Origin of the sequence: Rhizobium sp. BK212 (assembly GCF_014197475.1) — a bacterium.
Classification (GTDB): domain Bacteria; phylum Pseudomonadota; class Alphaproteobacteria; order Rhizobiales; family Rhizobiaceae; genus Rhizobium; species Rhizobium anhuiense.
The window spans coordinates 1-22,565 of sequence record NZ_JACIFS010000017.1 but is presented as its reverse complement, the minus strand read 5'-3'; the positions used below and the strand labels follow the sequence as shown (position 1 = coordinate 22,565).

The window sequence follows — 22,565 nt, the reverse complement described above, 5'->3', positions numbered from 1 at the left end:
CTCAGGAGAGCGCGCTGATCATGTCGGGGCGGAAGCCCGCCCAGTGCTGCTCGCCGGCGATGACGACAGGCGCCTGCATGTAGCCGAGGCTGCGGACCCGATCGAGCGCTTCGGCATCCTGCGAGATATCGACGATGTCATAATCGACACCCAGACGGTCGAGGGCGCGGTAGGTGGCAGTGCACTGGACGCAGGCAGGCTTGCTGTAGACGGTAATGGTCATAGTATTCCTCGTGACGAAGCGATTGGGACGCAGGACATCGATCGGAAATCTCTCGATATCCGTCGAAAAGGCTCTGTATTTTGCAGCTATGCGGCTCGTTCAGCCGCCGGGCGCGACGTGCCCTTTATATTGCGCGGGTGGCGGCCTGAATTGAGATACTGACATGACTTCACCCCGAAGTGGCTCAATGCGAAGGTTTCAGGGGCCGAGGTTCGGGCCTGCGAAACGCGATGCGGAGATCCCCGCAGCCATGCAAACGCGACCTTCCGGACACCCCGCCCGTGGACGTTTTGTTCGAGGCAGGTCTCCTGGCTCACGGGTCGATGCACCCTGCCCCAGCCTTCCCGGAGCATCATGCTCCAGTGACCTGAAATCGGACAGTTGCTCACCGCTTACAGTTGCGGGGGCAGCTCCGGCATTGCCGCGCCATGATGGCGAAGCGCACCGAATTCCCGTCTTAGCCATCGATCCTTACGAATCGATGGAACCTCGAACACTAGATATAGTACGCCAATCCAAATTCGCGTCAACGGATGGTTTGTGCGTTGCGTTACGACAGGTTTGAAATCGCTACATTCCTGTGAAGAACATGGATAACCAAAGCTTAAAGACAGCAGGCTGTGGAGAAGCCCCACGAGGGGAGCCGACCTATGACCGGTCCAAAGATTTCGATTCGAGATCAGGCCCGAATCGTCGATGGGACATCCCGCCGGTGACGGGCGCCGGAGGATGAAGTCGGGGAATGCTTATATCTTTATCCGAAGCAGCCGCAGCGCGTTGATCGTCACCAGCACAGTGGCGCCGGTATCGGCGAGGATCGCCGGCCAGAGCCCGGTAATGCCCATGATCGTCGTCACCAGGAACACCGCCTTCAGCCCCAGCGCGATGCTGATGTTCTGCTGGATGTTGCCCATCGTGCGTTTGGAAAGTTCGATCATCCGCGCCACGTCGCCGACGCGTCCGTGCAGCACGGCGGCATCCGCGGTCTCCAGCGCCACATCGGTGCCGCCGCCCATGGCGATGCCGATATCGGCAGCGGCCAGCGCCGGAGCATCGTTGATGCCGTCGCCGACCTTGGCGACGATGAAGCCCTGGCGCTTCAATTCGCCGACAACACGCTGCTTGTCCTCAGGCATCATCTCCCCGAGCCAGTCGATGCCGAGCATGCCGGCCACCGCTGCCGCCGTCCGCTTGTTGTCGCCTGTCAGCATCATCGCCTTGACGCCTGCCGATTTGAGGGTAGCGAGCCCGGCCTCGGCATCCTCGCGCGGCTCGTCGCGCATGGCGATCAGGCCGGCCGCGATACCGTTGCCGAGCAGCACCGATACGCTCTTGCCCTCGTCGTTCAGCGCCGTGATGCGTGCATCCTGCTCCGCGCTGAGCGCCCCGAGCGCACGGGCAGCCGGCGGCGACAACAGGTCCAGTGTCTCGCCGCCGACCTTGCCGCTGACACCCTTGCCCGGCAGCGCTTCCAGCTCAAAGGCTGGCGGCACGGGAACGCCGTCCGCTTTGGCGCGGTTGAGGATAGCCAGGGCCAAGGGATGGCTGGATCCCTGCTCCAGCACCGCCGCGCGCGACAACACCTGCGCCTCCTTCAATCCGAAGGAAATGATGTCGGTCACCTGTGGCCTGCCCTCGGTCAGCGTGCCTGTCTTGTCGAAGGCGACCATCGTCACCTTGCCGAGCGTTTCCAGCACCGCGCCGCCCTTCATCAGCAGCCCGCGCCGCGCCCCCGCCGAAAGCGCAGCGGCGATTGCCGCCGGCGTCGAGATGACAAGCGCACAGGGGCAGCCGATCAGCAGGATGGCGAGGCCCTTGTAGATCCATTCGTCCCACGACCCGCCGAACAGCAGCGGCGGAACGATGGCAACCAATGCTGCGACCACGACCACGCCGGGCGTGTAATAGCGCGAGAAGCGGTCGATGAAGCGTTCGGTCGGCGCCTTCGATTCCTGCGCTTCCTCCACCAATTTGACGACGCGGGCGATGGTATTGTCGGCGGCCGCCGCCGTGACGCGAACCCTGAGCACAGCATCGCCATTCACCGTGCCGGCAAAAACGACGGCATCGACGCCCTTGCGCACCGGCGTGCTCTCCCCCGTCACCGGCGCCTCGTCGATCGCACTCTCGCCGGAAACAATGATGCCGTCCGCCGAAATCCGGTCCCCCGGACGCACCATGATGATGGCGCCGACAGCAAGGCTTTCCGCCGGCACTTCCCGCGTCTGGCCATTGTCTTCGAGCAGCGCATTCTTCGGCACCAGGGCCGCCAGCGACTGGATGCTTTGGCGTGCCTTGCCCGCCGCCACCCCTTCCAGCAACTCGCCGACCAGGAACAGGAACACGACGGTTGCCGCCTCCTCGCCGGCATTGATGATGACGGCGCCAACGGCAGCAATCGTCATCAGCATCTCGATCGAAAACGGTGTTCCCGAGAAGGCGGCCATGACGGCGCGCCGCGCGATCGGCACCAGCCCGATCAGCATGGCGACGATGAAGGCATAAGAACCAATCGCCGGTACGAGTTGGCCGACGGCATAGGCGGCAACGAGTGCGCCACCCGAAAGGATGGTCAGCCGGCCCTTCCGGCTCTGCCACCAGGGACCGGCCATCGGCGCTTGGTCGTGTCCGTGCAGCCCCTCGATTTCCTTCGCGCCGTGATCGTGCGGATGGTCATGACCCGCACGATCGTGGCCGTCATGGTCATGGCTCGCGTGGTCGTCGTGATCATGTCCATGGTCGTGACGATGCTGCGGGCTGGCATGCACAGGCGCAGCATTTCCGGCAAGCGGGGCGACGGAATAGCCGAGCCCTGTCACTTTCCTTTCAATCGCCTTGAGATCGCTGCTGCCGTCATGCCGGACGGTCATCGTGCCCGCCATCACCGAAACGGAAACATCGGCGACACCCGCTACGCGTCTGACCGCGGTATCGATCTTGTTTGCGCAGGCGGCGCAATCCATGCCGCCGACCCGGTATCGTGTCTCGCTCTCAGCCATGATCCGCTTCCTTGTCAAATAGAAGCATCTCTCCTACATCCTCTAGCGACTAGAGGTGCAAGAGGAAAATCATGAAAAAGATCACGATCGGCGAAGCCGCGCGCCAAAGCGGCGTCAAGGTGCCGACAGTGCGCTATTATGAAAGCATTGGCCTGCTCGCCGCCCCGAGCCGCAGCGAGGGCAACCAGCGCTCCTTCGAACCGGCCGATGTCAGCCGCCTCGCCTTCATCCGCCACGCCCGCGAACTCGGCTTTGAGATCGAGGCGATCCGCACGCTGCTCACCCTGCAAGATGATCCGCACCAGTCCTGCGCCTCGGCCGACGCCATCGCCAAGGCCCGCCTCATCGAGGTCGAGCAGCGCATCCGCAGCCTGAAGGCGCTGAAGGCCGAGCTGGAAACCATGGTGGAAGGCTGCGGCCACGGCCGCGTCGATCAATGCCGCGTCATCGAGGTTCTCGCCGACCACGGCCAGTGCACGCATCCGCACCACTGATCTCAGCCCTTGCAGGCGATCCGCGCCCGCGCCAAAACTCAATGCAGACAGAATCGGGCGAAGACCTCTATGAACCAGAAGCGGATTGCCATCATCGGCGGCGGCCCGGCGGGTCTCGCGGCTGCCGAACTGCTTTCCCGTTCCGGTCATGCGGTGACGGTCTACGACGCCATGCCGACCTTCGCCCGCAAGTTCCTGCTGGCCGGCAAATCCGGTCTCAACATCACCCATTCCGAGGATTATGCCCGTTTCGCCACGCGTTTCGGCCCCGCCTCCACCCATCTACGCGCCGCTCTTGATGCCTTTACCCCAGATGATATCAGGGATTGGGCCGCAGGCCTCGGGACCGAGACCTTCGTCGGCTCATCCGGCCGGGTTTTCCCGAAGGTGATGAAGGCCTCGCCTTTGCTGCGCGCCTGGCTCAGGCGGCTGGAAGCACAGGGCGTCACGCTGCGCACCCGCCATCGCTGGATCGGTTTTGCTGAAGACGGCTATGTCTTCGAAACGCCCGAAGGGCGCAGCATCATCCGTTGTGACGCAGCCCTGCTGGCGCTCGGTGGCGCAAGCTGGCCGCGCCTCGGCTCCGATGCAAGCTGGCTACCCTTGTTATCGGCAAGGGGCGTTGAGATCGAGGCTTTCAAACCCGCCAATTGCGGCTTCGTCGTCGACTGGAGCAAAAACTTCGGCGAGCGTTTCGCCGGCGAGCCGGTGAAATCGGTCACCGCAACCTCCGGGGCCGGCACCTTTCCCGGCGAATTCGTCATAACCGGAAGCGGCATCGAGGGCAGCCTGATCTATGCCCATACCGCCAGCCTCCGCGACCAACTGCTGAACCATGGCAGCGCCGTCCTGACGCTCGATCTCGCACCCGGCCGCACCATCGAAAGGCTGCGCCACGATCTTGCGCGGCAGGACCCTAAATCCAGCTTTTCAAACCGCCTGCGCAAGAGCGCCGGCCTCGACGGCGTCAAGGCCGCGCTGCTGCGCGAATTCGCGCCCGAGCGCGACCGGACAGATCCCGAACGCCTGGCCGGCCTGATCAAGGCCCTGCCGGTGCCGGTGATCGAAACCCGCCCGATCGCCGAAGCGATCTCCTCGGCCGGCGGCATCTGTTGGAGCGGCATCGACGAAGGCTACATGTTGAAGGCGCTGCCGGGCACCTTCGTCGCCGGCGAAATGCTCGACTGGGAAGCGCCGACAGGCGGTTATCTTCTCACCGCCTGCCTGGCGACCGGCCGGGCGGCAGCGCGCGGCATCGAGGCCTGGCTGTTGCTGTCGATGCCGATGATCTCGAACCGGATCTAGATCAATGAAATGACGGATGATGCCGTGCAAAGATCGCTGACGCTTTGCAGCATTGTGCCCTGATTGCCGGGGCGAAGGGGAGGATGGCCGTCGACACTTGCAATTGCAAACCGGCCGCTTTTCCATCAGACTATGCTGAACTTCGGTGGGAGGAGCCGATGCACGAACACTCAGCGCACGCCGAGCACGTCTACACGTCTGCCCAGCGCGATTCCGCCGCAGCCAGTTCTCCGGTCGTCGCCTCATGGCGTCGATGCATGACCATGCACCAGCTCGCGCCCGAGGACGAACGGGCACCGCTGCGCCTTACCGATCAGGAATTCCGCAATGCACGCGAGCAATCCGAACAGCTGATCGCCAGCGCGACGGGAGAGCTCGATCGTCTCTTTACCACCGTCGGCAAAGCCGGCTGCTGCCTGCTTCTGACCGACAAGAACGGCATCGCGCTGGAGCGCCGGGGGGCTGCCGGCGACGACAAGGAATTCCGCGAACTCGGCCTCTGGACCGGCTCGATCTGGACAGAGGCGAGCATCGGCACCAACGGCATCGGCACCGCACTTGCCGACGAGCGTGCCGTCGCCATATTCCGCGATCAGCATTTTTTCTGCTCGAACACCAGCCTCAGCTGCACGACGGCGCCGATCCGCGATCATCGTGGCCGGCTGGCCGCGGCGCTTGATATCTCCACCTGCCGCGAAGACGTCAACGAGATGACGCTGGCGATCCTGACGCAAACCGTGCGCGATGCGGCGATGCGCATCGAGCTCAACCTCTTCCGTTCGGCCTTTACAGGCGCACGTTTCCTCATGGTCCCGGCCGGCGCCAATTCCGCCGCCGCTCTGCTTGCCGTCGACAGGCACGATCTGGTGCTCGGCGCGACGCGCGCCGCCCGCATCGCGTTGCAGCTGGACGACAGACGCATTGCCGCCGGCATTCCGGCCGCCGATGCCCTGCATGAGGCTGGCGTCTCGCAGCAGGATGAGATCATCGAGGCGGAGAAGGCAGCGCTGCTTCGGGCGCTGTCGCGCGCCGGCGGCAACGTCTCACGGGCGGCGACCGCGCTCGGCATCAGCCGCGCTACGCTGCACAGGAAGATGAAGAAGCTCGATCTCCACTGATCAGCCTCAAGGGTTCCGCCGCTGCGGCACTCGCGACCCGATGCTGTCGCAGCTCTGCGACACTGTGCACTGCGGTATGGAAGACCCACCCTAGTCCCTGCGCCAAAACATATTCATTTTCCTCCCACTGGTTCGCTTGGGAACCTGGATCATCAAGGGAGGATGACATGCTTCATCAGAAAATCGTCGAGTCACCGTTCAAACTGAAATACGGCAACTATATCGGCGGCGAATGGCGTGAGCCGATCGAAGGCAAATACTTCGAAAACGTTACGCCCGTCACCGGCGGCAAGCTCTGCGACATTCCCCGCTCGAATGAAAAAGACATCAATCTTGCGCTCGACGCTGCCCATGCGGCCAAGGAAAAATGGGGCCGCACCTCTGCTGCCGAGCGCTCCAATATCCTCATGAAGATCGCCCAGCGCATGGAAGACAAGCTGGAATTGCTTGCCCAGGCCGAGACCTGGGACAACGGCAAGCCGATCCGCGAAACCATGGCGGCCGACATTCCGCTGGCGATCGACCACTTCCGCTATTTCGCTTCCTGCATCCGCGCTCAGGAAGGTTCGATCGGCGAGATCGACCATGATACCATCGCCTATCACTTCCACGAACCGCTCGGCGTCGTCGGCCAGATCATTCCCTGGAATTTCCCGATCCTGATGGCCACCTGGAAACTCGCTCCGGCGCTTGCCGCCGGCAACTGCGTCGTCCTGAAGCCCGCCGAGCAGACGCCTGCCTCGATCCTGCTCTGGGCCGAACTCGTCGGTGATCTCCTGCCGCCCGGCGTGCTCAACATCGTCAATGGCTTCGGCCTCGAAGCCGGCAAGCCGCTGGCGACCAGCCCCCGCATCGCCAAGATCGCCTTCACCGGCGAGACGACGACCGGCCGGCTGATCATGCAATATGCCAGCCAGAACCTCATTCCGGTGACGCTGGAGCTCGGCGGCAAATCGCCGAACATCTTTTTCGCCGATGTGATGGCTGATGACGACGACTTCCTCGACAAGGCGCTCGAAGGCTTTGCGATGTTTGCCCTCAACCAGGGAGAAGTCTGCACCTGCCCGAGCCGCGCCCTCGTCCAGGAATCGATCTACGACCGCTTCATGGAAAAGGCCGTCAAACGCGTCGAGGCGATCAAGCAGGGCAACCCACTCGACAGCGCGACGATGATCGGCGCCCAGGCTTCGTCGGAGCAACTGGAAAAGATCCTCGCCTATCTTGATATCGGCAAGCAGGAAGGTGCGGAGGTTCTGACCGGCGGCTCGCGCAACGATCTCGGCGGCGAACTGGCGAACGGCTATTACGTCAAGCCGACGATCTTCAAGGGCCACAACAAGATGCGCGTCTTCCAAGAGGAGATCTTCGGACCGGTGGTTTCGGTCACGACCTTCAAGAACGAGAAGGAGGCGCTCGAAATCGCCAACGACACGCTCTACGGCCTCGGCGCCGGTGTCTGGAGCCGAGACGCCAATCGCTGCTACCGTTTCGGCCGCGAGATCCAGGCCGGCCGCGTCTGGACCAATTGCTACCACGCTTACCCGGCCCATGCCGCCTTCGGCGGCTACAAGCAATCGGGGATCGGCCGTGAAACCCACAAGATGATGCTCGACCACTACCAGCAGACCAAGAACATGCTGGTGAGCTACAGCCCGAAAGCCCTTGGCTTCTTCTGAGATGCAACATGGCGGGAGGGTCTCAAACCCCTCCCGAAACTTCGGAGGAAGAACAATGGAAACGACCGTCAACGGCGAACCGCGTGTTCTTGCAACCGACGCGGCACTCGCTCTGATCGGCGAGATCAGGCGGGATCATCCCGATATCCTCTTCCACCAGTCCGGCGGCTGCTGTGACGGTTCCTCGCCGATGTGTTATCCCGCCGATGACTTCATGATCGGCGACAGCGACGTCAAGCTTGGCGAGATCGGCGGCGTGCCGGTCTATATCAGCGCCAGCCAGTTCGAGGCTTGGAAGCATACGCAGCTGATCATCGACGTCGTGCCCGGCCGCGGCGGCATGTTCTCGCTCGACAACGGCCGCGAGAAGCGCTTCCTCACCCGCTCCCGCCTCCTCGGCGGCGGCGAGGCCTGCGCCATCCCGGATGTGACAGTAAGGTCCGTCTAGAGCATGATGCCGAAAAGTGTAAGCGGCTTTCGGGCGACATCATCCTCTAACTAGCTAATTTAGAACGGGATTCAGATTGTGGGCCAACCGGACCTAAAATCATCCTGTTCCAGGGAATTTCGTCTGTAGTATTCCCATAGTACCCTCTGCCTCTCGCGCTTTGCTACTCTCCGCCTGTTGGTTTCAAAGGGAGGAAACGATGCCAGCCTCAAAGATCCTGATGATTACGGGTGATTTCACCGAAGATTACGAAACGATGGTGCCGTTCCAGACGCTGCTTGCCTGCGGCTATACGGTCGACGCCGTCTGCCCCGGCAAAAAGGCCGGTGAGACCGTCGCTACCGCCATCCACGATTTCGAGGGCGACCAGACCTATTCCGAAAAACGCGGCCACAATTTTGCGCTGAACGCCACTTTCGACAGCGTGCGGGCCGAAGATTACGATGCGCTCGTCATCCCCGGCGGCCGCGCACCTGAATATCTGCGCCTCAATGCCGACGTCATCAAATCCGTCCGCCATTTCTTCGACGCCGGAAAACCCGTCGCCGCCATCTGCCATGGCGCGCAGCTGCTTGCCGCTGCCGGCGTGCTGAAGGGCCGCACCTGCTCAGCCTATCCCGCCTGCCGGCCGGAAGTCGAACTTGCCGGCGGCATCTATGCCGACATCGCCATCAGCGATGCGGTCTCGGACGGCAATCTGGTTACGGCGCCGGCCTGGCCGGCGCATCCCTCATGGCTACGCCAGTTCATGGCTGTGCTGGATGCCGCAGCCCTGTTGGAAACCAACGCCGCCTAAAAAGGCGGCACGGGAGGACGACATGTGTGAACTCTTCATCAAGGCGGATGCACGGCTCTGGGAAAGCACCACCCGGTCGCTGCGCATCGACGGCATGGTCACCAGCGTCAGGCTGGAAAACTTCTTCTGGTCGAAGCTGGAGGAAATCGCGCGGCGCGACGGCATGAATGTCGTTCAGTTGATCACCCGGCTGCACCATGAATCGATCGATGCCGGACATGATCTCGGAAACTTCACGTCCTTCCTGCGAGTCTGCTGCGCCCGCTATCTCGATCTCCAGCTCACCGGCGACATCCCGGGCGATGTCACCCGTCCCATCTCAAGCCTCGACGCGCCTGTCATCCTCGGCCGCGAACGGGCGAAATATCACTGACAGCCGGCCGGCACGACCATCGGGTGATGATAGACGAAGCTGCCCGCGGCAACTCGCCGGCAGTTCCGCAAGACGTGTCGACATAAGCCTTGCGGCGGGCTTGCGCTGGCGCGCAGCCTGGATCAACAATGCGCGCATCGTCCAGCAGCGGCACCGTCAGGAGATCAACTATCATGAACGACCAGAAAGCCGTGATTGTCACGGGCGCCGGCGGCAACCTCGGCAGCGCCGTTGTCCGTGAGCTTGCCGGCGCCGGCGCAAAACTCGTCTGCATGAACCGTTCGAGCGACGAGCTGGAAGCCTTGGCCGCCACTCTTCCCGCCTCCACCGAGTTTCTGTCGATCGCCGGAACCGATCTCACCGACTACGCCTCCTGCGCCGCCGCTGTTGCGCGGGCCGTCAAGCGTTTCGGCGGCGTTAGCGCATTGGTCAACACCGTCGGCGGCTTCCAGATGGGGCCGGTCGGACCGGACGCTCCTGCCCAATGGGAGACGATGATGACTGCAAACGCCCGCACCGCCCTGACGATCAGCGCCGCGGTTCTCCCGACCATGAAGGCATCAGGCTACGGCCGCATCGTTCATGTTGCTGCCGCACCCGGACTGAAGGCCGGCGCCAGGCAGGCCGCGTACGCCGCCTCGAAAGCCGCCGTTATCCGGCTGACCGAAGCGATCGCTGCCGAATGCCGCGACGACCGCGTCACCGCCAACTGCATCCTGCCAGGGACGATCGACACGCCTGAGAACCGCGCGGCCATGCCCGATGCGAAGACGGACGGCTGGGTCTCGCCGCAATCGATCGCCCGCCTCATCGCCTTCCTGATTTCGCCGGCCGCAGCCGTCGTCACCGGCGCGGCAATCCCAGCGACCGGCCGCGAATAACGGAAGATGCGACGTGAGCCGCCGTCAGTGGATGATCAGACGAGAGAGACCTGCAAGTTTTAGTCAATGACACACGATCTGGCTTGAGGTTCGGTTCGCCTTGAGGCAGCCTCGTCTCCGCCTGCCCACGTGATGGGCGCGAGACAGCGGACGGACACAATGGTCTTGGGGATCGCATTGCGGCGACATTTGCCAGAAGACGGGTGGCTTCAATGACGCACGGTCCGGCATTGCGCGCTGTCGGCGCAAACAGCCTGCTACGCAAGGAATGGTTCCTGGGCGTCAGCGTCGCGACCAGCCTGGCGTTTCTTGTTTTCCAGGAGCAGCTCTTCGGACAGCTTTCCGATCCGCTTTGGTTCACTGTCGTTTTTGTCTGGCTGTTCGCTGCCGTCCTCGGTTCCGCTCTGTCGGTAGTGCGGCACGCGGATCACTTGGCGGAGCGGCTGAAGGAGCCTTACGGCACGCTCATTCTGACGCTTGCCATCACCTCGATCGAGGTGATGGCGATTTCGGCCGTCATGCTTCACGGCGAAAACAATCCCACGCTTGCGCGCGATACTCTGTTTGCAGTCGTCATGATCATCCTGAACGGCATGGTCGGCCTGTCCTTGCTGCTGGGTGCATGGCGGCGACCGGAACAACAGCATAACCTGCAGGGCGCCAATGCCTATCTCGGAGTCATCGTACCGCTGGCGACCCTGAGCCTGGTGATGCCGACATTTCTTGCAGGCCCGGACGGACAACATCCATCGGCGGCGCGGCAATTGATACTGGGCATCATATCGGTCGGCCTTTACGCCACGTTTCTGTTTCTTCAGGCCGGCCGCCATCGGGACTATTTCAGCGACGACAGCAACCGTCACGAACCTCCCGGCGAACGTGCTCCTCGCCATGGGCCGGTATGGCCTCATGCCATCCTGCTTTTCGCCTACATGGGTCCTGTCGTCTTTCTGGTCGAACAGCTTGCCCGGCCGATCGATTACATTATCGAAACCTTGCATGCTCCAACCGCATTTGGCGGTGTTGTCATGGCCGTCCTCGTCGCCACGCCCGAGGCCATCAGCGCCGTGCGTGCGTCCATCGCCAACAATCTGCAGCGCTCCGTCAACATCTTCCTTGGTTCGGTGCTGTCGACGATCGGGCTGACGGTGCCGGCGATGCTTGTTGTCAGTCAGCTTTACGGACACCCCGTGACACTCGGCCTCGAGCATGGAGATCTTGTGATGCTCCTGCTCACTCTTGCCGTCAGCATCATCACCTTTGCCAGCGGCCGCACCCATCTCATGCAGGGTGCCGTCCATCTGGTGCTTTTCCTGGCCTATGTGCTGCTGATTTTCCAGCAATGACGCCCGGCCGCAAGATCAGGAAAGTAAAGAGTTCCAAGCTTCGACCGTCTTCCGCTATGATAATGGGAGATTTGCATATTTTGGCGATCATAGTGGCTGCAGGATCGTGAACGATACGGAGGCCGGACTTGAGCTCACTGTTGCTTGGCGGGCTTGTATTTATCTTTCTGTCGACGGCGACATCGATAGGGTTGATGGTGCGCGCCCACTTGCCGGATCATCATCTCAATGCGGAATCCAAGGATGTCATCAGGCTGGCGACCGCGGTGGTCGGAACGCTGTCGGCCCTGGCGCTCGGCCTTCTTATCGCATCCGCCAAGTCGAGCTATGACAATGCCGAAGTGGAGATGAGAACGGCGGCGGCGCGGGTGCTCCTGCTTGACCGCGTCATGGCGCAATACGGGCCGGAAACCGACACGGCGCGTCAATTGCTGCGTGAACTCATCGAGAAACGGCTGAGCCGCGGCTGGACGACGGAGACGACCGACGAGCCATCCGCCAAGGCGCTGGGAGAATATCAGGATATCGAAGCGGTTCAGGGCGACCTTCGATCCCTGCTGCCGAAGGATGCCGTGCAGCGCTCTCTGCAGGCGCGCGCTCTTGAGGTGAGCGGCATGCTGGCCGAGACCCATTGGCTGCTGGTCGAATCCGGTAAGGAGGGTTTACCCTGGGCCTTCCTTGCCGTTCTCGTCTGTTGGCTCGGGCTGCTTTTTGCGACCTTCGGGCTGCAGGCGCCGGCCAATCCGACGGTGCTGTCCATTCTGCTTGTCTGCGCCCTGTCCGTCGCCGGCGCGATCTTTCTGGTTTCGGATATGGCCAATCCCTATGTCGGGCTGATCCGTGTTTCGGATGCCCCTCTGCAATCCGCCATCGAACGGCTCGGGAAACCGTAGTGTTTTGACGTCTCTCAAGAGATGACTCCAACACAGTTCAATTGTGCACCAGCAGCTATTGCAATTTTTAGCAATGCCGCGACATAATATCGCATGCCCGGAACTTTTCGGAGAGGGGTCGTCTCCGCCGAGGCACGCATCAAGACTGGGGCTCTTCAACATCGGGGCGGCGGCAATGCGTGTGAGATTGTATCAGGGTCTGTGCCTGTCTGTGGCGCTCGCCGGCATGGCAATTCTTGCTGGCTGCGAGGAAAGCGGCAACACCTATGTTGCTCCTCCACCACCTCCAGTTCGCGTCGCCCAGCCGGTCCAGCAACCGGTCACTCTCTATTTCGAGCTCACCGGCAACACGGCGCCGCTCAATTCCGTCGATATCGAGGCGCGCGTCCAAGGCTACATCCAATCCATCGACTATCAGGACGGCATGACGGTAAAGAAGGGCACCAAGCTCTTCGGCATCGAGCGCGACACCTATCAGGCGCAACTGGATCAGGCGAAGGCATCGCTCGCCTCGCAACAGGCGTCTCAGGTCGGCGCGCAGCAGGAATACGACCGGCAGCTCAATTTGTCGAAGCAACAGGTCACCACGCAGACCGCAGTCGACAGCGCCAAGGCGACACTCGACGAGGCGAATGCCTCCATCCTCAATGCCCAGGCCAATCTCGAGCTCGCGACGATCAACTTGGGATACACGGAAGTGCTTGCCCCCTTCGACGGCACCGTCACCGACCACCTCGTCGATATCGGCGCGCTGGTCGGCGTATCCGGTCCCACCAAACTCGCCAGCATCGTGCAGCTGGATCCGCTCTATGCCTATTTCAACGTCAGCGAAACCCAGGTGCTGACGATCAAAGAAACCCTGGCAAAGCAGGGGCACACCTTCAAGCAGACGGACCTTCCAACCATACCGGCGGAAATTGGCCTGCAGACGGAAGAAGGTTATCCGCACAAGGGCCATCTCGATTACGTATCGCCGCAGCTCGATGCCTCCACAGGCACGCTTCAGGTGCGCGCCGTGTTCGACAACAAGGACCGCGCCATGTTGCCCGGTCTCTTCGTCCGGGTCCGCGTGCCGGTCGGCCATAACGACAAGGCCCTACTGGTGCGCGACGATGCGATCGGCACGAACCAGCTGGGCAGCTATCTGCTCGTTCTCGGCAAGGACGATGTCATCGAGCAGAAGCAGGTCAAGACCGGCCAGCGTGAAGGTTCGCTCCGCGTCATCGAGTCAGGCCTCGATGCAGCCGACTGGGTGGTGACCCAAGGTATCCAGCAGGCCATTCCCGGCAGCAAGGTCACGCCCGAGAAGATGGAAATGAACCCGCCGGCAACTGCCGCCGGCGATGCCAAGGCCAAGACCACCACGCAATGAATTCGCCATCATGGTTCATCTGAACGTCTGAGGACAGCAGCATGATCTCGCGCTTCTTCATCGAGCGACCGGTACTCGCCAACGTCCTGGCGTTGGTCTTCGTGCTCATCGGCGCGGTGGCCCTCATCCAACTGCCCGTGGCGCAATATCCGAATGTCGTTCCGCCGACGGTGCAAGTGACGACCCGCTTTCCCGGCGCCAGCGCCCAGACCCTGGTCGACACCGTGGCGCTGCCGATCGAGCAGCAGGTCAACGGCGTGCAGGACATGCTCTACATGCAGTCAACCAGCGCCAGCGACGGCACTTACTCGCTGACCGTGACCTTTGCCATCGGCACGGATCCCGACCAGGCTCAGGTCTTGGTACAAAACCGCGTTGCCATAGCGATGTCATCGCTTCCCGAAGCGGTACAGCTTCAGGGCGTGACGACGCAGAAGAAGTCGACGGCGATCCTCGGTTTCGTCAGCCTGACCTCACCAGACAGCCGTTATGACAGCCTGTTCCTGTCGAACTACGCCGTCATCAACTTGCAGAATGAACTCGCCCGCCTGCCAGGTGTCGGCAACGTCACCGTGTTCGGCGCCGGTCAATATGCCATGCGCATCTGGATGGATCCGAACCTGCTGCAGGCGCGCGGCCTGACCCCACAGGATGTCGTCAGCGTGGTGCAGCAGCAGAGCCAGGAGGTCGCCGCCGGCCAGATCGGCATTCCGCCGGTGCCGAAGGGACAGGTCTTCCAATATACGCTGAACGTCAATGGCCGGCTGAACGAGGCGGCCGACTACGAGGATATCGTCGTCAAAGTGGAAAGCGGACAGGGCGGCCGTGTGACCCGGATCCGCGATATCGGCCGCGTCGAACTGGGCGCCCAGACCTACAGCCAGTCCTTCATGCAGAACGGCAGGCCGGCGGCCGGCATCGGCATATTCCAACTGCCGGAAGCCAATGCGATCTCGGTTGCACAGGCCGTGCGGGCGAAAATGGAAGAGCTCTCGAAGAGCTTTCCGCCGGGCCTCGAATATCATGTACCGCTCGACACGACGAAATTCGTCGAGGCCTCCATCGACGAGGTTTACGTCACCTTGATCGAGGCCGGCGTTCTCGTTCTCATCGTCATTCTCGTCTTCCTGCAGGACTGGCGGGCGATGCTCGTGCCGGCGACCACCGTTCCGGTCACCATCATCGGCGCCTTCGCGGCCATGGCGGCATTGGGCTTCACCGTCAACCTGTCGACGCTCTTTGCCATCGTTCTCGCCATCGGTATCGTCGTCGACGATGCCATCGTCATCGTCGAAGGTGTCGCCCGGCACATCGAGGCGGGCATGTCCGGCCGAAAGGCCGCCGAGAAGGCGATGGAGGAACTGCTCGGCCCGGTCATCGGCATCACGCTGGTGCTGATGGCCGTTTTCATTCCAGCTGCCTTCCTGCCCGGCCTGACCGGACAGCTCTACAGGCAGTTCGCCCTCGTGATTGCCGCGACCGCGCTGATCAGCGCGATCAATGCCGTCACGCTGAAACCGACGCAATGCGCCCTCTGGCTGCGTCCGCCCGCCCCGCCCGAGAAACGCAACATCCTTTATCGCGGCTTCAACAGGGTCTACGACAAAGGCGAGCGCGGCTATGCCGGGCTGATCGGATCGATGACCCGTCACGCCGGAATCATGGCGGTCGCGGCACTGGTGCTGATCGCGGTCGCAGCCTGGGGGCTTGCCCGCCTGCCGACGGCATTCCTGCCCATCGAGGATCAAGGCTACGTGCTGATCAATGCGCAATTGCCGGACGGTGCCTCGAAGGAGCGCACCGATGCTGTCATGGACGCGGTCGGCAAGATCGCCGAAGCCACACCCGGCGTCGACCAGGTGCTGACCATCAGCGGCATCTCCGTTCTCGACAACAATGCCAGCCTGCAGAATGCCGGCGTCGCCTATGTCGTGCTGAAGGATTGGGATGAACGCGGCAAGCAGAAGGGGCAGGACTTGCTGTCGATCTACCAACATCTGAACGGCGCGCTGCAAAGCGTGCTCACGGCCAAGACGCTGGTGATCGTGCCGCCTCCGATCCAGGGCGTCGGCAATGCCAGCGGCTTTACCATGCAGGTCGAGATCAGGAACGGCATTTCCGACTACCCGCTGCTGCAATCGCTTGCCGATACGATCGTCAGGAACGGCAGTGCCCAATCGTCGCTGCAAAGGCTGAGCACGCCTTTTCGCTCGAACGTGCCGCAGCTGGCTGTTTCCGTCGATCGCATCAAAGCGGAGACGCTGGGAATTACCGTGGGCCAGGTCTTTTCCGCTCTCTCCGGCTATGTCGGATCGAGCTATGTGACCCAGTTCAACAAATTTGGCCGCACCTTCCAGGTCTATGCACAAGCCGCCTCCGATTTCCGGGTCAGCGCCGAAGACATCCGCAATCTCAAGGTCAAAGCCGGCGACGGGACGATGGTGCCGCTCGGCACGGTCGTCGATGTCACGACGACGCAAGGTCCTTCCCTGATCAGCCTCTACAATCTCTACCCCACAGCAACCATCGTCGGCGGTCCTGCCGCCGGCTTCAGTTCCGGCCAGTCGCTCGACGTCATGGAACAGATTGCCGACCAGACGTTGCCGCCGGGCACGGGCTTCGAGTGGACGGCGCTCTCCTATCAGGAGAAGGCCGTGGGCGGGCAGATCTATTTCATCTTCGCGCTCGCCATGCTGCTCGTCTATTTCGTGCTCGCCGGTCAGTATGAAAGCTGGATCTTGCCACTGGCGGTCATACTCGCCGTGCCGCTCGCTCTGCTGGGCACGGTAGCAGCACTTACCGCTGCGGGTGTTGCCAACAACCTCTATACGCAGATCGGCCTTATCCTGCTGATCGCACTTGCATCGAAGAACGCCATCCTCATCGTCGAATATGCGCGGGAAAAGCGGGCGGAAGGCATGGAAATCCTGGATGCGGCCGTCGAGGCCGCGCGGCTGCGTTTCCGGCCAATTCTGATGACGTCCTTCGCCTTTATCCTCGGCGTCCTGCCGCTGGTGCTGGCGACGGGCGCCGGCGCATCGGCCCGTAAGTCGATCGGCATATCGGTCTTCAGCGGCATGATCGCCTCGACCTGTCTTGCCGTGCTCTTCGTACCGTCCTTCTACGTCCTGCTGCAGCGCCTCGAGGAATATGTGAAACGGCGCGGAGCGACCGCAAACACGGCCGCGAGCGTGACGGAGGCGGAGATATCGAACGTCCGATAGACGACCGCAGCATTATTGGACGATCACCTGCACATAAACGTTGCCGCTCTTGGCGTAATAATACGCGCCGCATCGATAATAGTAGCCGCCGTAATAGGGACCATAGCGGCAGCCTGCCGGAAGCACGGCGATGGTCGTCGTCGTGCGTGTGACGACCCGCCGCGTCGTCCGACGGGCCACGCCCGCATAAGAGAGCGGCGTCAGCGGCCTGCCGATGACGGCGCCCGCCGGCGTGGCGAAGCCGATCGACAACGGCAGAAATCCCTGCACCTCGATGCGAATGTCGGTGAATGTCACGACGCCGGCGAGGCCGAGAGCGAAGAACAGCTTGTTATAGGTCATTTCACCTCTCCCATATCGGCAGGCGCCGGAAGCTCATCAAGCGATTGCAGCTCGCTGAGATCGACCGTCTTCGCACTGGCCGGAACTTCGATGCTGTAGGAAACGGCCGCGACATCAGCGCCGCTTTTGAAATCGCTGATTTCAAGCGTGTATTGCGGCGCCTGGACGACGTGCTTGCTGGTGATAACGTAACGGCGCGGTATCGGTTGCGAGCCGGTCTGTATCCAGATCTGCCAGTCGATTTCAGGCGTTCGGAAGGCCAGGTATGCGCATTCGACGCCATCCACGAAAGCACTGGAAATGTGCCTGGCATCGGTCACATCAGACATCAGCACATCATAGACGTCGGAGGACAAGAGATCGGCGCCTGGCGCTTCGACCCCCGCGGTCATAAGCCTGTCGATCAGTTCGTCGAGCGAACCCTTGCCATCGATCTTGGCATAGGCGTCGAGGTTCTTGCCATGCACCGTCAGCGACGAACCGTCGAAACTGACGTCGAGATCGGCAAAACCGCCGGTTCTGGTGACACGCAGCTTGTCGGGACGGGTCAGGTTGGCTGTCCCGGAGCTGACGAACTGGAGCTTCTCGAACTCGGGTGTCACGGCTTCGAGCGACGATTGATAGCTAAAGGATATCGTCTTCTGCGCCGCCAGAAAATCGGACATCGTCTTGAGTAGGGCTTTTGCATCATCCGCCCAAGCGCTCGTTGGCAGCGCCAGGCCGGCGGCGAGCGAGATATAAACAAGCATCCGCTTCAATCGCGGGAAACAGAAAGTCGATGACATGACAATGCCTTTCATATGTACCGTCATTGATTTCATCGGATATGCAGGTGCCGAACCGATTCCGGCCGGAGATGAAGTGTGCAGACGCGAACTGTGCATGTGCCAGACCGGCCACCTGCCGGTCTTTACCGCGTTGCGCTCACCGAATGACGCTGAAGCGCGATACTGTTCGGATTACCGCTTTCACAGATCGGGGTCTGACCAGGCTATAATCCCGAAGTCAACACTCTGTGGCAGGCCGGCGATACGCGTTGCAGATTGTCCCGGAGGCAAGCGATACCCCGCCCTCCGCCGAGCGGCACCATCCGGCACAAGGCCCGGAAGTCCAATCCACAGGTTTCACGCAGGATCATCAGTTCCTCGCGTGGCGAGAAGGCCGGCATCATGGCCTGAGGAGCAGGCGTGGTCGCGACCGCCGCAGCGCCGCCGCCGGTGGCCGGGGTTGATCCGGCTGCCCCTCCGAGCGCAGCAACGGCCTGCTGGCACGGTGCCGACAGAGCGGCGTTGTGCTGCTGCAAGCAGCTGAGCGCCTCTGCGCCGCCCGGCGTCACGCCGGAACATTGCGCCATAAAATCGCGTTGGCAGGCTGATTTGACGGCGTTGCGCTGCGCCTGCGTCGGCTGATGCGCCGGCGCGCCGGTCGCGGGCGCCGGGGTGACCGCTCCGGTGGTTGCCGGCGCGGCCGGAGACGGCTCCGCCGATGTCGACTTCGGTTTGCTAACCGCCGACACAGCTTTCTTACAGCCGGCTGAAAGTGTGGCGCTATGCTGTTGCAGGCAGGTGAGTGCCTCCATCCCGCCCGGCGTGACGCCGGAACATTGCGCCATGAAATCGGAACGGCATTCCGCCCTGATCGCATTGCGCTGCTCCTCAGTCGGCGCCTGCGCGGACGCGACGCCTGCGAAGAGCACCACTGCGCAGAGCGGTGGCAATCCCGAGATAGCAAACCGAAGACGACGCCTTCCATGCGGAGTCGTCAGCAGAGAAGATCCCCATTTTCCCATTATTCCTCCCCCCTATAAATCTCTAATCTACTTCATGAAATCGAACGCCCTGCTGAATAGGATAATAAACGCCCGCAAATTTGAGGGACGTTGCTTACTGCTGCGAAAATATTAAAACGCCGGCTCCACGTATATTAGAATATTGCTAATTTAGCAACTATCGTGCGCCTGAAAACTGATCAAGGGAAACGTATCGCTCATCAGCTTTCTGATCGGAAACCATGCATCTCAAAGCAAGTGCTTTGCGAATACATGCTGCCGTCATGCCGCAGCCTCGTACCCTCTTGAAGCCGGGCTCTCGCGGCCTTCAAGCCGAAAGCGTGCAATCATGTCGGTAAGGGCAAGCGCCTCGGACGATAGCTGTTGGGTGGCAGCATTCGTCTCTTCCACCATCGCCGCATTTTGCTGCGTCATACGATCAATATCGTTGACCGACGCGTTGATCGAATGGAGTGTCGTGGCCTGTTCGCGGCTTGACGAGGCAATGAGTTCAATATGGCCGACGATGTGGACGATCTCGCTGGAAATCTCCATCAGCGCATCGCCGGTACGGCCGACGAATTCAGAGCCGGACGCAACCTCGCGGACGGAATTGTTGATGAGCTCGCCGATTTCCTTGGCTGCACGAGCCGATCGCTGCGCCAACTCCCGCACCTCCTGTGCCACGACAGCAAAGCCCTTGCCGGCCTCACCCGCTCTCGCCGCTTCGACTCCCGCATTTAGGGCCAAGAGATTGGTCTGGAAAGCGATGGAGTCGATGGCGCTGACAATCTGAACGATCTTGCCTGACGCGTCCTCAATCCGTCCCATGGCCGAAACCGCGTTTTGGACCACTGAAGCCGAGGCGTCGGCGCCCTGTTTGGCGCGTTGGACAAGCGCAAGCGCTGCTGCTGCCCGTCCTGACGAGGTATTGACGGCGGAAGAAATCTCCTCCACTGCCGCTGCGGTTTCCTCAAGTGCAGCCGCCTGCTTCTCCGTTCGACGGGCCAGGTCATCAACGGCTTCCGCCATCTGTCGGCCATTGTCGTTGATGAGGGAAGACGTCTCGCGGATATCGCAGAGCGTCTCTCTGAGACCCGCCACCGACATGTTGAAATCGGTGCGGATCCGGTCGAGTTCGGCGGCAAAGGGCGTATCGATCGAAAAAATCAACTCCCCGCGCGACAGCCGCGTGAGCCCCTCTGCAAGCGCCTCGATTGCGGCGTCAACCTGGACCTTGGCGCTACGTCGCTGGAGTTCGTTGCGGGCGCGCTCAGATTCCGCATCACTGCGCGCGATCTCGGCCTGTTGTTCCATTTCGACATTCGACAGCGCATTTTGTTTGAAGACGGAAAGCGCACGAGCCATTTCCCCGATTTCGTCGCCCCGTGCCTCGCCGGTGATTGTGGTATCGAGCCGTCCCTCTGCGATCTTGCGCATCGCTGCGGTAATCTGGGTGATCGGTCCCTTCAGGGTGACGACCAGTGCGGCACCCGCGGTCATAGCAATCAGGATGCCGATGACAATCGCGCCTCCGGATATCCTATTGGCCTGTTGACGATCCTGCCCAGCATTTTGCCTCTGCGTCTCGGCGAATTGAGCAAGCAGGTTCCAGGTGTTGTCGATCTGCCCCGCAGCGCTGTCGAACTCAGCCAGTTTGCGCACCGCACCTTCGGAAAGCGCTGCCGCGTTCGCCGCAAGCAGATCGAGGACGGGTTGAGCCTTCTTCGGAATTTCGGCAAAGACCGGATCGTCGTTCACCACGCCGGCGAGACGGCCGAGCTCGGTCTGATACATGTAGATCGACTGCTGGACTTTCTTCACTCGCGCGTCGTCTGGATTGCCGGCGAGTTCGGCGAAGCCGACGCGGATCTCGTTATTGCTGTTAACAATGGCGCGCAGTTCGTTGCCGACATTGGTCGCCTGAGAGATATCTTTGTCCGACGCGGCAAGCGCCAACACGGAGGTCCGCATCAGATCGTCGCCAATCGTCTTGAGGCTGTCGCCAGTTGCAGCAAGATCGGCGACGGCGGTATCCGTTGCTGGGACATCCAAAGTGTCAGGCGACACCTTCGAAGCGTTGGCGACAGCATCCACGGCAGCGGCATACTGGGCGGCGATGGCTTGTTTGTCGGTCCCTACAGCAGGCGAAAGCTGTTCCTTTGCCTTTTGCAAATCGGGGGCATATTTGGCTAACAGGCCAACTTTGTCAGCCGGCGTCGTCACGCTCGCATAGTCATTGCGAAGTTTTGTCGCGATACTGGCGGCGGCGCTGATGGAGACGGAATTGCTCAGGCCGCTCTTGTTGGCATTTTCCATCTTTTTCGCACTGGCCATCAGCATGAACGAGCGCTTGCCAACCTGCCCTTGCAGGTCAAGAAGTGCCGCGGAAGCAGCGTCCACATCGCTCAGAATTTTCTGCTGTCCCGTTTCGATTTGCCAGATCGCTTCGATCTTTTGCGGTATGATTTGCGACTGATCTAGCGCCCGGTCAAGAAGCCCCACATCGGTCGTCGGCCTTAGCCTCTCGATCGTCTGCTGCAGGTTTGTCAGTTGCTCTCGGGCGTCGGCAAGCGCGGTATCACGAGCTTCCTGCGAAGGCTTCATCAGAAAGCCGGTCATGCTGGACGAAACATGTTTGAACCCGTTCAGGGACTGCAAAACATGGTTGGAGATCTCCATGCGTCCCTCGAGAAGGCTGGACGCGTAGTACCCCGTCAGTCCCACTGCGCATAGACTAATGACGAATGGCGCCAAAAGTACGAGCACCTTCGTCTGAATGCGAACCCGCGACATCAAACCATTTACCACGAATGCACCCTCACCATCGATTGGAGCTAAGCTGTCATTCTTTGCTTAAGAACCGATAAATGGGTTGATCCGAGGACTATGCACGCCTGACCTACCGGGGCGAAGGCGTGGTTCAGACACTCGAACGGGCATCTAGGCAGATCGGCTATTCATCATCGCCTGTCCCTATTGCGGACACCTGTTGAGGCGTTAACTCGCACGTCTGGAAACGCCAAAAGCCCGCACGAGGCGGGCTTTTTGTATCAGTGTGTATGGCGGTCTATGTGGGATTTGGTTGCGGGGGCAGGATTTGAACCTGCGGCCTTCAGGTTATGGTCCGCAGGACGAGGAGCTACCATCGCCAGCGAAGATGAAGTCTTCGCGCCAGCGATAGGATAGGTGCCGATTGTTGGAAAGAAGTTTGGTTGCGGGGGCAGGATTTGAACCTGCGGCCTTCAGGTTATGAGCCTGACGAGCTACCGGGCTGCTCCACCCCGCGAGATATAATTTAACACAA

18 protein-coding genes, 1 tRNA gene and 1 riboswitch are annotated in these 22,565 nt (G+C 61.4%); of the genes, 12 read left to right on the top strand and 7 right to left on the bottom strand.

The window, feature by feature from the left end; genetic code table 11:
- Window position 1 precedes the first annotated feature (1 nt).
- Window positions 2-223: a glutaredoxin-like protein NrdH gene (gene nrdH / locus FHT79_RS31510; protein WP_018243700.1), complete on the bottom strand. Its 222-nt coding sequence runs from the start codon at window positions 221-223 to the stop codon at window positions 2-4.
- 280 nt (window positions 224-503) lie between these two features.
- Window positions 504-730, bottom strand: a riboswitch (cobalamin riboswitch).
- Window positions 731-969: 239 nt separating this feature from the next.
- Complete coding sequence (locus FHT79_RS31505; protein ID WP_183904697.1) at window positions 970-3,222, bottom strand: heavy metal translocating P-type ATPase; 2,253 nt, start codon at window positions 3,220-3,222, stop codon at window positions 970-972.
- 71 nt (window positions 3,223-3,293) lie between these two features.
- Between FHT79_RS31505 and FHT79_RS31500 the strand changes: the two genes are divergently transcribed.
- From FHT79_RS31500 to FHT79_RS31445, 12 genes are all read left to right on the top strand, one after another.
- Entirely contained in the window at window positions 3,294-3,716 is a 423-nt protein-coding gene (locus FHT79_RS31500) for a helix-turn-helix domain-containing protein (RefSeq protein ID WP_028755612.1), read from the top strand.
- A 69-nt stretch (window positions 3,717-3,785) separates the two neighbouring features.
- Window positions 3,786-5,021, top strand: a complete 1,236-nt coding sequence (locus FHT79_RS31495; protein ID WP_183904696.1) for a TIGR03862 family flavoprotein — start codon at window positions 3,786-3,788, stop codon at window positions 5,019-5,021.
- Window positions 5,022-5,179: 158 nt separating this feature from the next.
- Window positions 5,180-6,139 (top strand): helix-turn-helix domain-containing protein, encoded by a 960-nt coding sequence (locus FHT79_RS31490; RefSeq protein WP_028755610.1) that lies wholly within the window; start codon window positions 5,180-5,182, stop codon window positions 6,137-6,139.
- Between the two features lie 167 nt (window positions 6,140-6,306).
- Window positions 6,307-7,815 carry an aldehyde dehydrogenase gene (gene adh, locus FHT79_RS31485; protein WP_048338614.1) on the top strand — a complete coding sequence of 503 codons (1,509 nt, stop codon included), beginning with the start codon at window positions 6,307-6,309 and terminating at the stop codon, window positions 7,813-7,815.
- A 55-nt stretch (window positions 7,816-7,870) separates the two neighbouring features.
- Entirely contained in the window at window positions 7,871-8,263 is a 393-nt protein-coding gene (locus FHT79_RS31480) for a DUF779 domain-containing protein (RefSeq protein ID WP_028759017.1), read from the top strand.
- A gap of 199 nt (window positions 8,264-8,462) precedes the next feature.
- Window positions 8,463-9,059, top strand: a complete 597-nt coding sequence (locus FHT79_RS31475) for a DJ-1/PfpI family protein (RefSeq protein ID WP_028759016.1) — start codon at window positions 8,463-8,465, stop codon at window positions 9,057-9,059.
- 22 nt (window positions 9,060-9,081) lie between these two features.
- A complete protein-coding gene (locus FHT79_RS31470; RefSeq protein WP_028755606.1) occupies window positions 9,082-9,432 on the top strand; it encodes a ribbon-helix-helix domain-containing protein in 351 nt (116 codons plus the stop codon).
- Window positions 9,433-9,605: 173 nt separating this feature from the next.
- On the top strand, window positions 9,606-10,313 hold the full coding sequence (locus FHT79_RS31465; protein ID WP_047620003.1) for an SDR family NAD(P)-dependent oxidoreductase: 708 nt from the start codon (window positions 9,606-9,608) through the stop codon (window positions 10,311-10,313).
- 212 nt (window positions 10,314-10,525) lie between these two features.
- On the top strand, window positions 10,526-11,659 hold the full coding sequence (locus FHT79_RS31460) for a calcium:proton antiporter (protein ID WP_047620005.1): 1,134 nt from the start codon (window positions 10,526-10,528) through the stop codon (window positions 11,657-11,659).
- A gap of 128 nt (window positions 11,660-11,787) precedes the next feature.
- Window positions 11,788-12,552 (top strand): membrane protein, encoded by a 765-nt coding sequence (locus FHT79_RS31455; RefSeq protein ID WP_028759024.1) that lies wholly within the window; start codon window positions 11,788-11,790, stop codon window positions 12,550-12,552.
- A gap of 175 nt (window positions 12,553-12,727) precedes the next feature.
- The gene (locus FHT79_RS31450) at window positions 12,728-13,924 is read left to right on the top strand and encodes an efflux RND transporter periplasmic adaptor subunit (RefSeq protein WP_028759025.1); all 1,197 of its coding nucleotides are present in this window, start codon (window positions 12,728-12,730) and stop codon (window positions 13,922-13,924) included.
- Window positions 13,925-13,965: 41 nt separating this feature from the next.
- Window positions 13,966-17,148 carry a multidrug efflux RND transporter permease subunit gene (locus tag FHT79_RS31445; protein ID WP_183904695.1) on the top strand — a complete coding sequence of 1,061 codons (3,183 nt, stop codon included), beginning with the start codon at window positions 13,966-13,968 and terminating at the stop codon, window positions 17,146-17,148.
- 12 nt (window positions 17,149-17,160) lie between these two features.
- Here the strand turns inward: FHT79_RS31445 and FHT79_RS31440 are convergent, their stop codons facing one another.
- From FHT79_RS31440 to FHT79_RS31420, 5 genes are all read right to left on the bottom strand, one after another.
- Complete coding sequence (locus FHT79_RS31440; RefSeq protein WP_028755600.1) at window positions 17,161-17,490, bottom strand: hypothetical protein; 330 nt, start codon at window positions 17,488-17,490, stop codon at window positions 17,161-17,163.
- Window positions 17,487-18,275, bottom strand: a complete 789-nt coding sequence (locus tag FHT79_RS31435) for a DUF2092 domain-containing protein (RefSeq protein ID WP_028759192.1) — start codon at window positions 18,273-18,275, stop codon at window positions 17,487-17,489. The genes FHT79_RS31440 and FHT79_RS31435 overlap by 4 nt, the downstream gene beginning before the upstream one ends.
- A gap of 206 nt (window positions 18,276-18,481) precedes the next feature.
- Window positions 18,482-19,279 carry a hypothetical protein gene (locus FHT79_RS31430; RefSeq protein WP_028759156.1) on the bottom strand — a complete coding sequence of 266 codons (798 nt, stop codon included), beginning with the start codon at window positions 19,277-19,279 and terminating at the stop codon, window positions 18,482-18,484.
- 261 nt (window positions 19,280-19,540) lie between these two features.
- Window positions 19,541-22,069 (bottom strand): methyl-accepting chemotaxis protein, encoded by a 2,529-nt coding sequence (locus tag FHT79_RS31425; protein WP_028828203.1) that lies wholly within the window; start codon window positions 22,067-22,069, stop codon window positions 19,541-19,543.
- Between the two features lie 401 nt (window positions 22,070-22,470).
- A tRNA-Met gene (locus FHT79_RS31420) sits at window positions 22,471-22,547 on the bottom strand.
- Between the last annotated feature and the right edge of the window lie 18 nt (window positions 22,548-22,565).

What these genes read in the sequence shown, in the direction of transcription:
- nrdH (WP_018243700.1), bottom strand. Translation starts at nt 223, where the DNA reads ATGACCATTACCGTCTACAGCAAGCCTGCCTGCGTCCAGTGCACTGCC.
- FHT79_RS31505 (WP_183904697.1), bottom strand. Translation starts at nt 3,222, where the DNA reads ATGGCTGAGAGCGAGACACGATACCGGGTCGGCGGCATGGATTGCGCC.
- FHT79_RS31500 (WP_028755612.1), top strand. Translation starts at nt 3,294, where the DNA reads ATGAAAAAGATCACGATCGGCGAAGCCGCGCGCCAAAGCGGCGTCAAG.
- FHT79_RS31495 (WP_183904696.1), top strand. Translation starts at nt 3,786, where the DNA reads ATGAACCAGAAGCGGATTGCCATCATCGGCGGCGGCCCGGCGGGTCTC.
- FHT79_RS31490 (WP_028755610.1), top strand. Translation starts at nt 5,180, where the DNA reads ATGCACGAACACTCAGCGCACGCCGAGCACGTCTACACGTCTGCCCAG.
- adh (WP_048338614.1), top strand. Translation starts at nt 6,307, where the DNA reads ATGCTTCATCAGAAAATCGTCGAGTCACCGTTCAAACTGAAATACGGC.
- FHT79_RS31480 (WP_028759017.1), top strand. Translation starts at nt 7,871, where the DNA reads ATGGAAACGACCGTCAACGGCGAACCGCGTGTTCTTGCAACCGACGCG.
- FHT79_RS31475 (WP_028759016.1), top strand. Translation starts at nt 8,463, where the DNA reads ATGCCAGCCTCAAAGATCCTGATGATTACGGGTGATTTCACCGAAGAT.
- FHT79_RS31470 (WP_028755606.1), top strand. Translation starts at nt 9,082, where the DNA reads ATGTGTGAACTCTTCATCAAGGCGGATGCACGGCTCTGGGAAAGCACC.
- FHT79_RS31465 (WP_047620003.1), top strand. Translation starts at nt 9,606, where the DNA reads ATGAACGACCAGAAAGCCGTGATTGTCACGGGCGCCGGCGGCAACCTC.
- FHT79_RS31460 (WP_047620005.1), top strand. Translation starts at nt 10,526, where the DNA reads ATGACGCACGGTCCGGCATTGCGCGCTGTCGGCGCAAACAGCCTGCTA.
- FHT79_RS31450 (WP_028759025.1), top strand. Translation starts at nt 12,728, where the DNA reads ATGCGTGTGAGATTGTATCAGGGTCTGTGCCTGTCTGTGGCGCTCGCC.
- FHT79_RS31445 (WP_183904695.1), top strand. Translation starts at nt 13,966, where the DNA reads ATGATCTCGCGCTTCTTCATCGAGCGACCGGTACTCGCCAACGTCCTG.
- FHT79_RS31440 (WP_028755600.1), bottom strand. Translation starts at nt 17,490, where the DNA reads ATGACCTATAACAAGCTGTTCTTCGCTCTCGGCCTCGCCGGCGTCGTG.
- FHT79_RS31435 (WP_028759192.1), bottom strand. Translation starts at nt 18,275, where the DNA reads ATGTCATCGACTTTCTGTTTCCCGCGATTGAAGCGGATGCTTGTTTAT.
- FHT79_RS31430 (WP_028759156.1), bottom strand. Translation starts at nt 19,279, where the DNA reads ATGGGAAAATGGGGATCTTCTCTGCTGACGACTCCGCATGGAAGGCGT.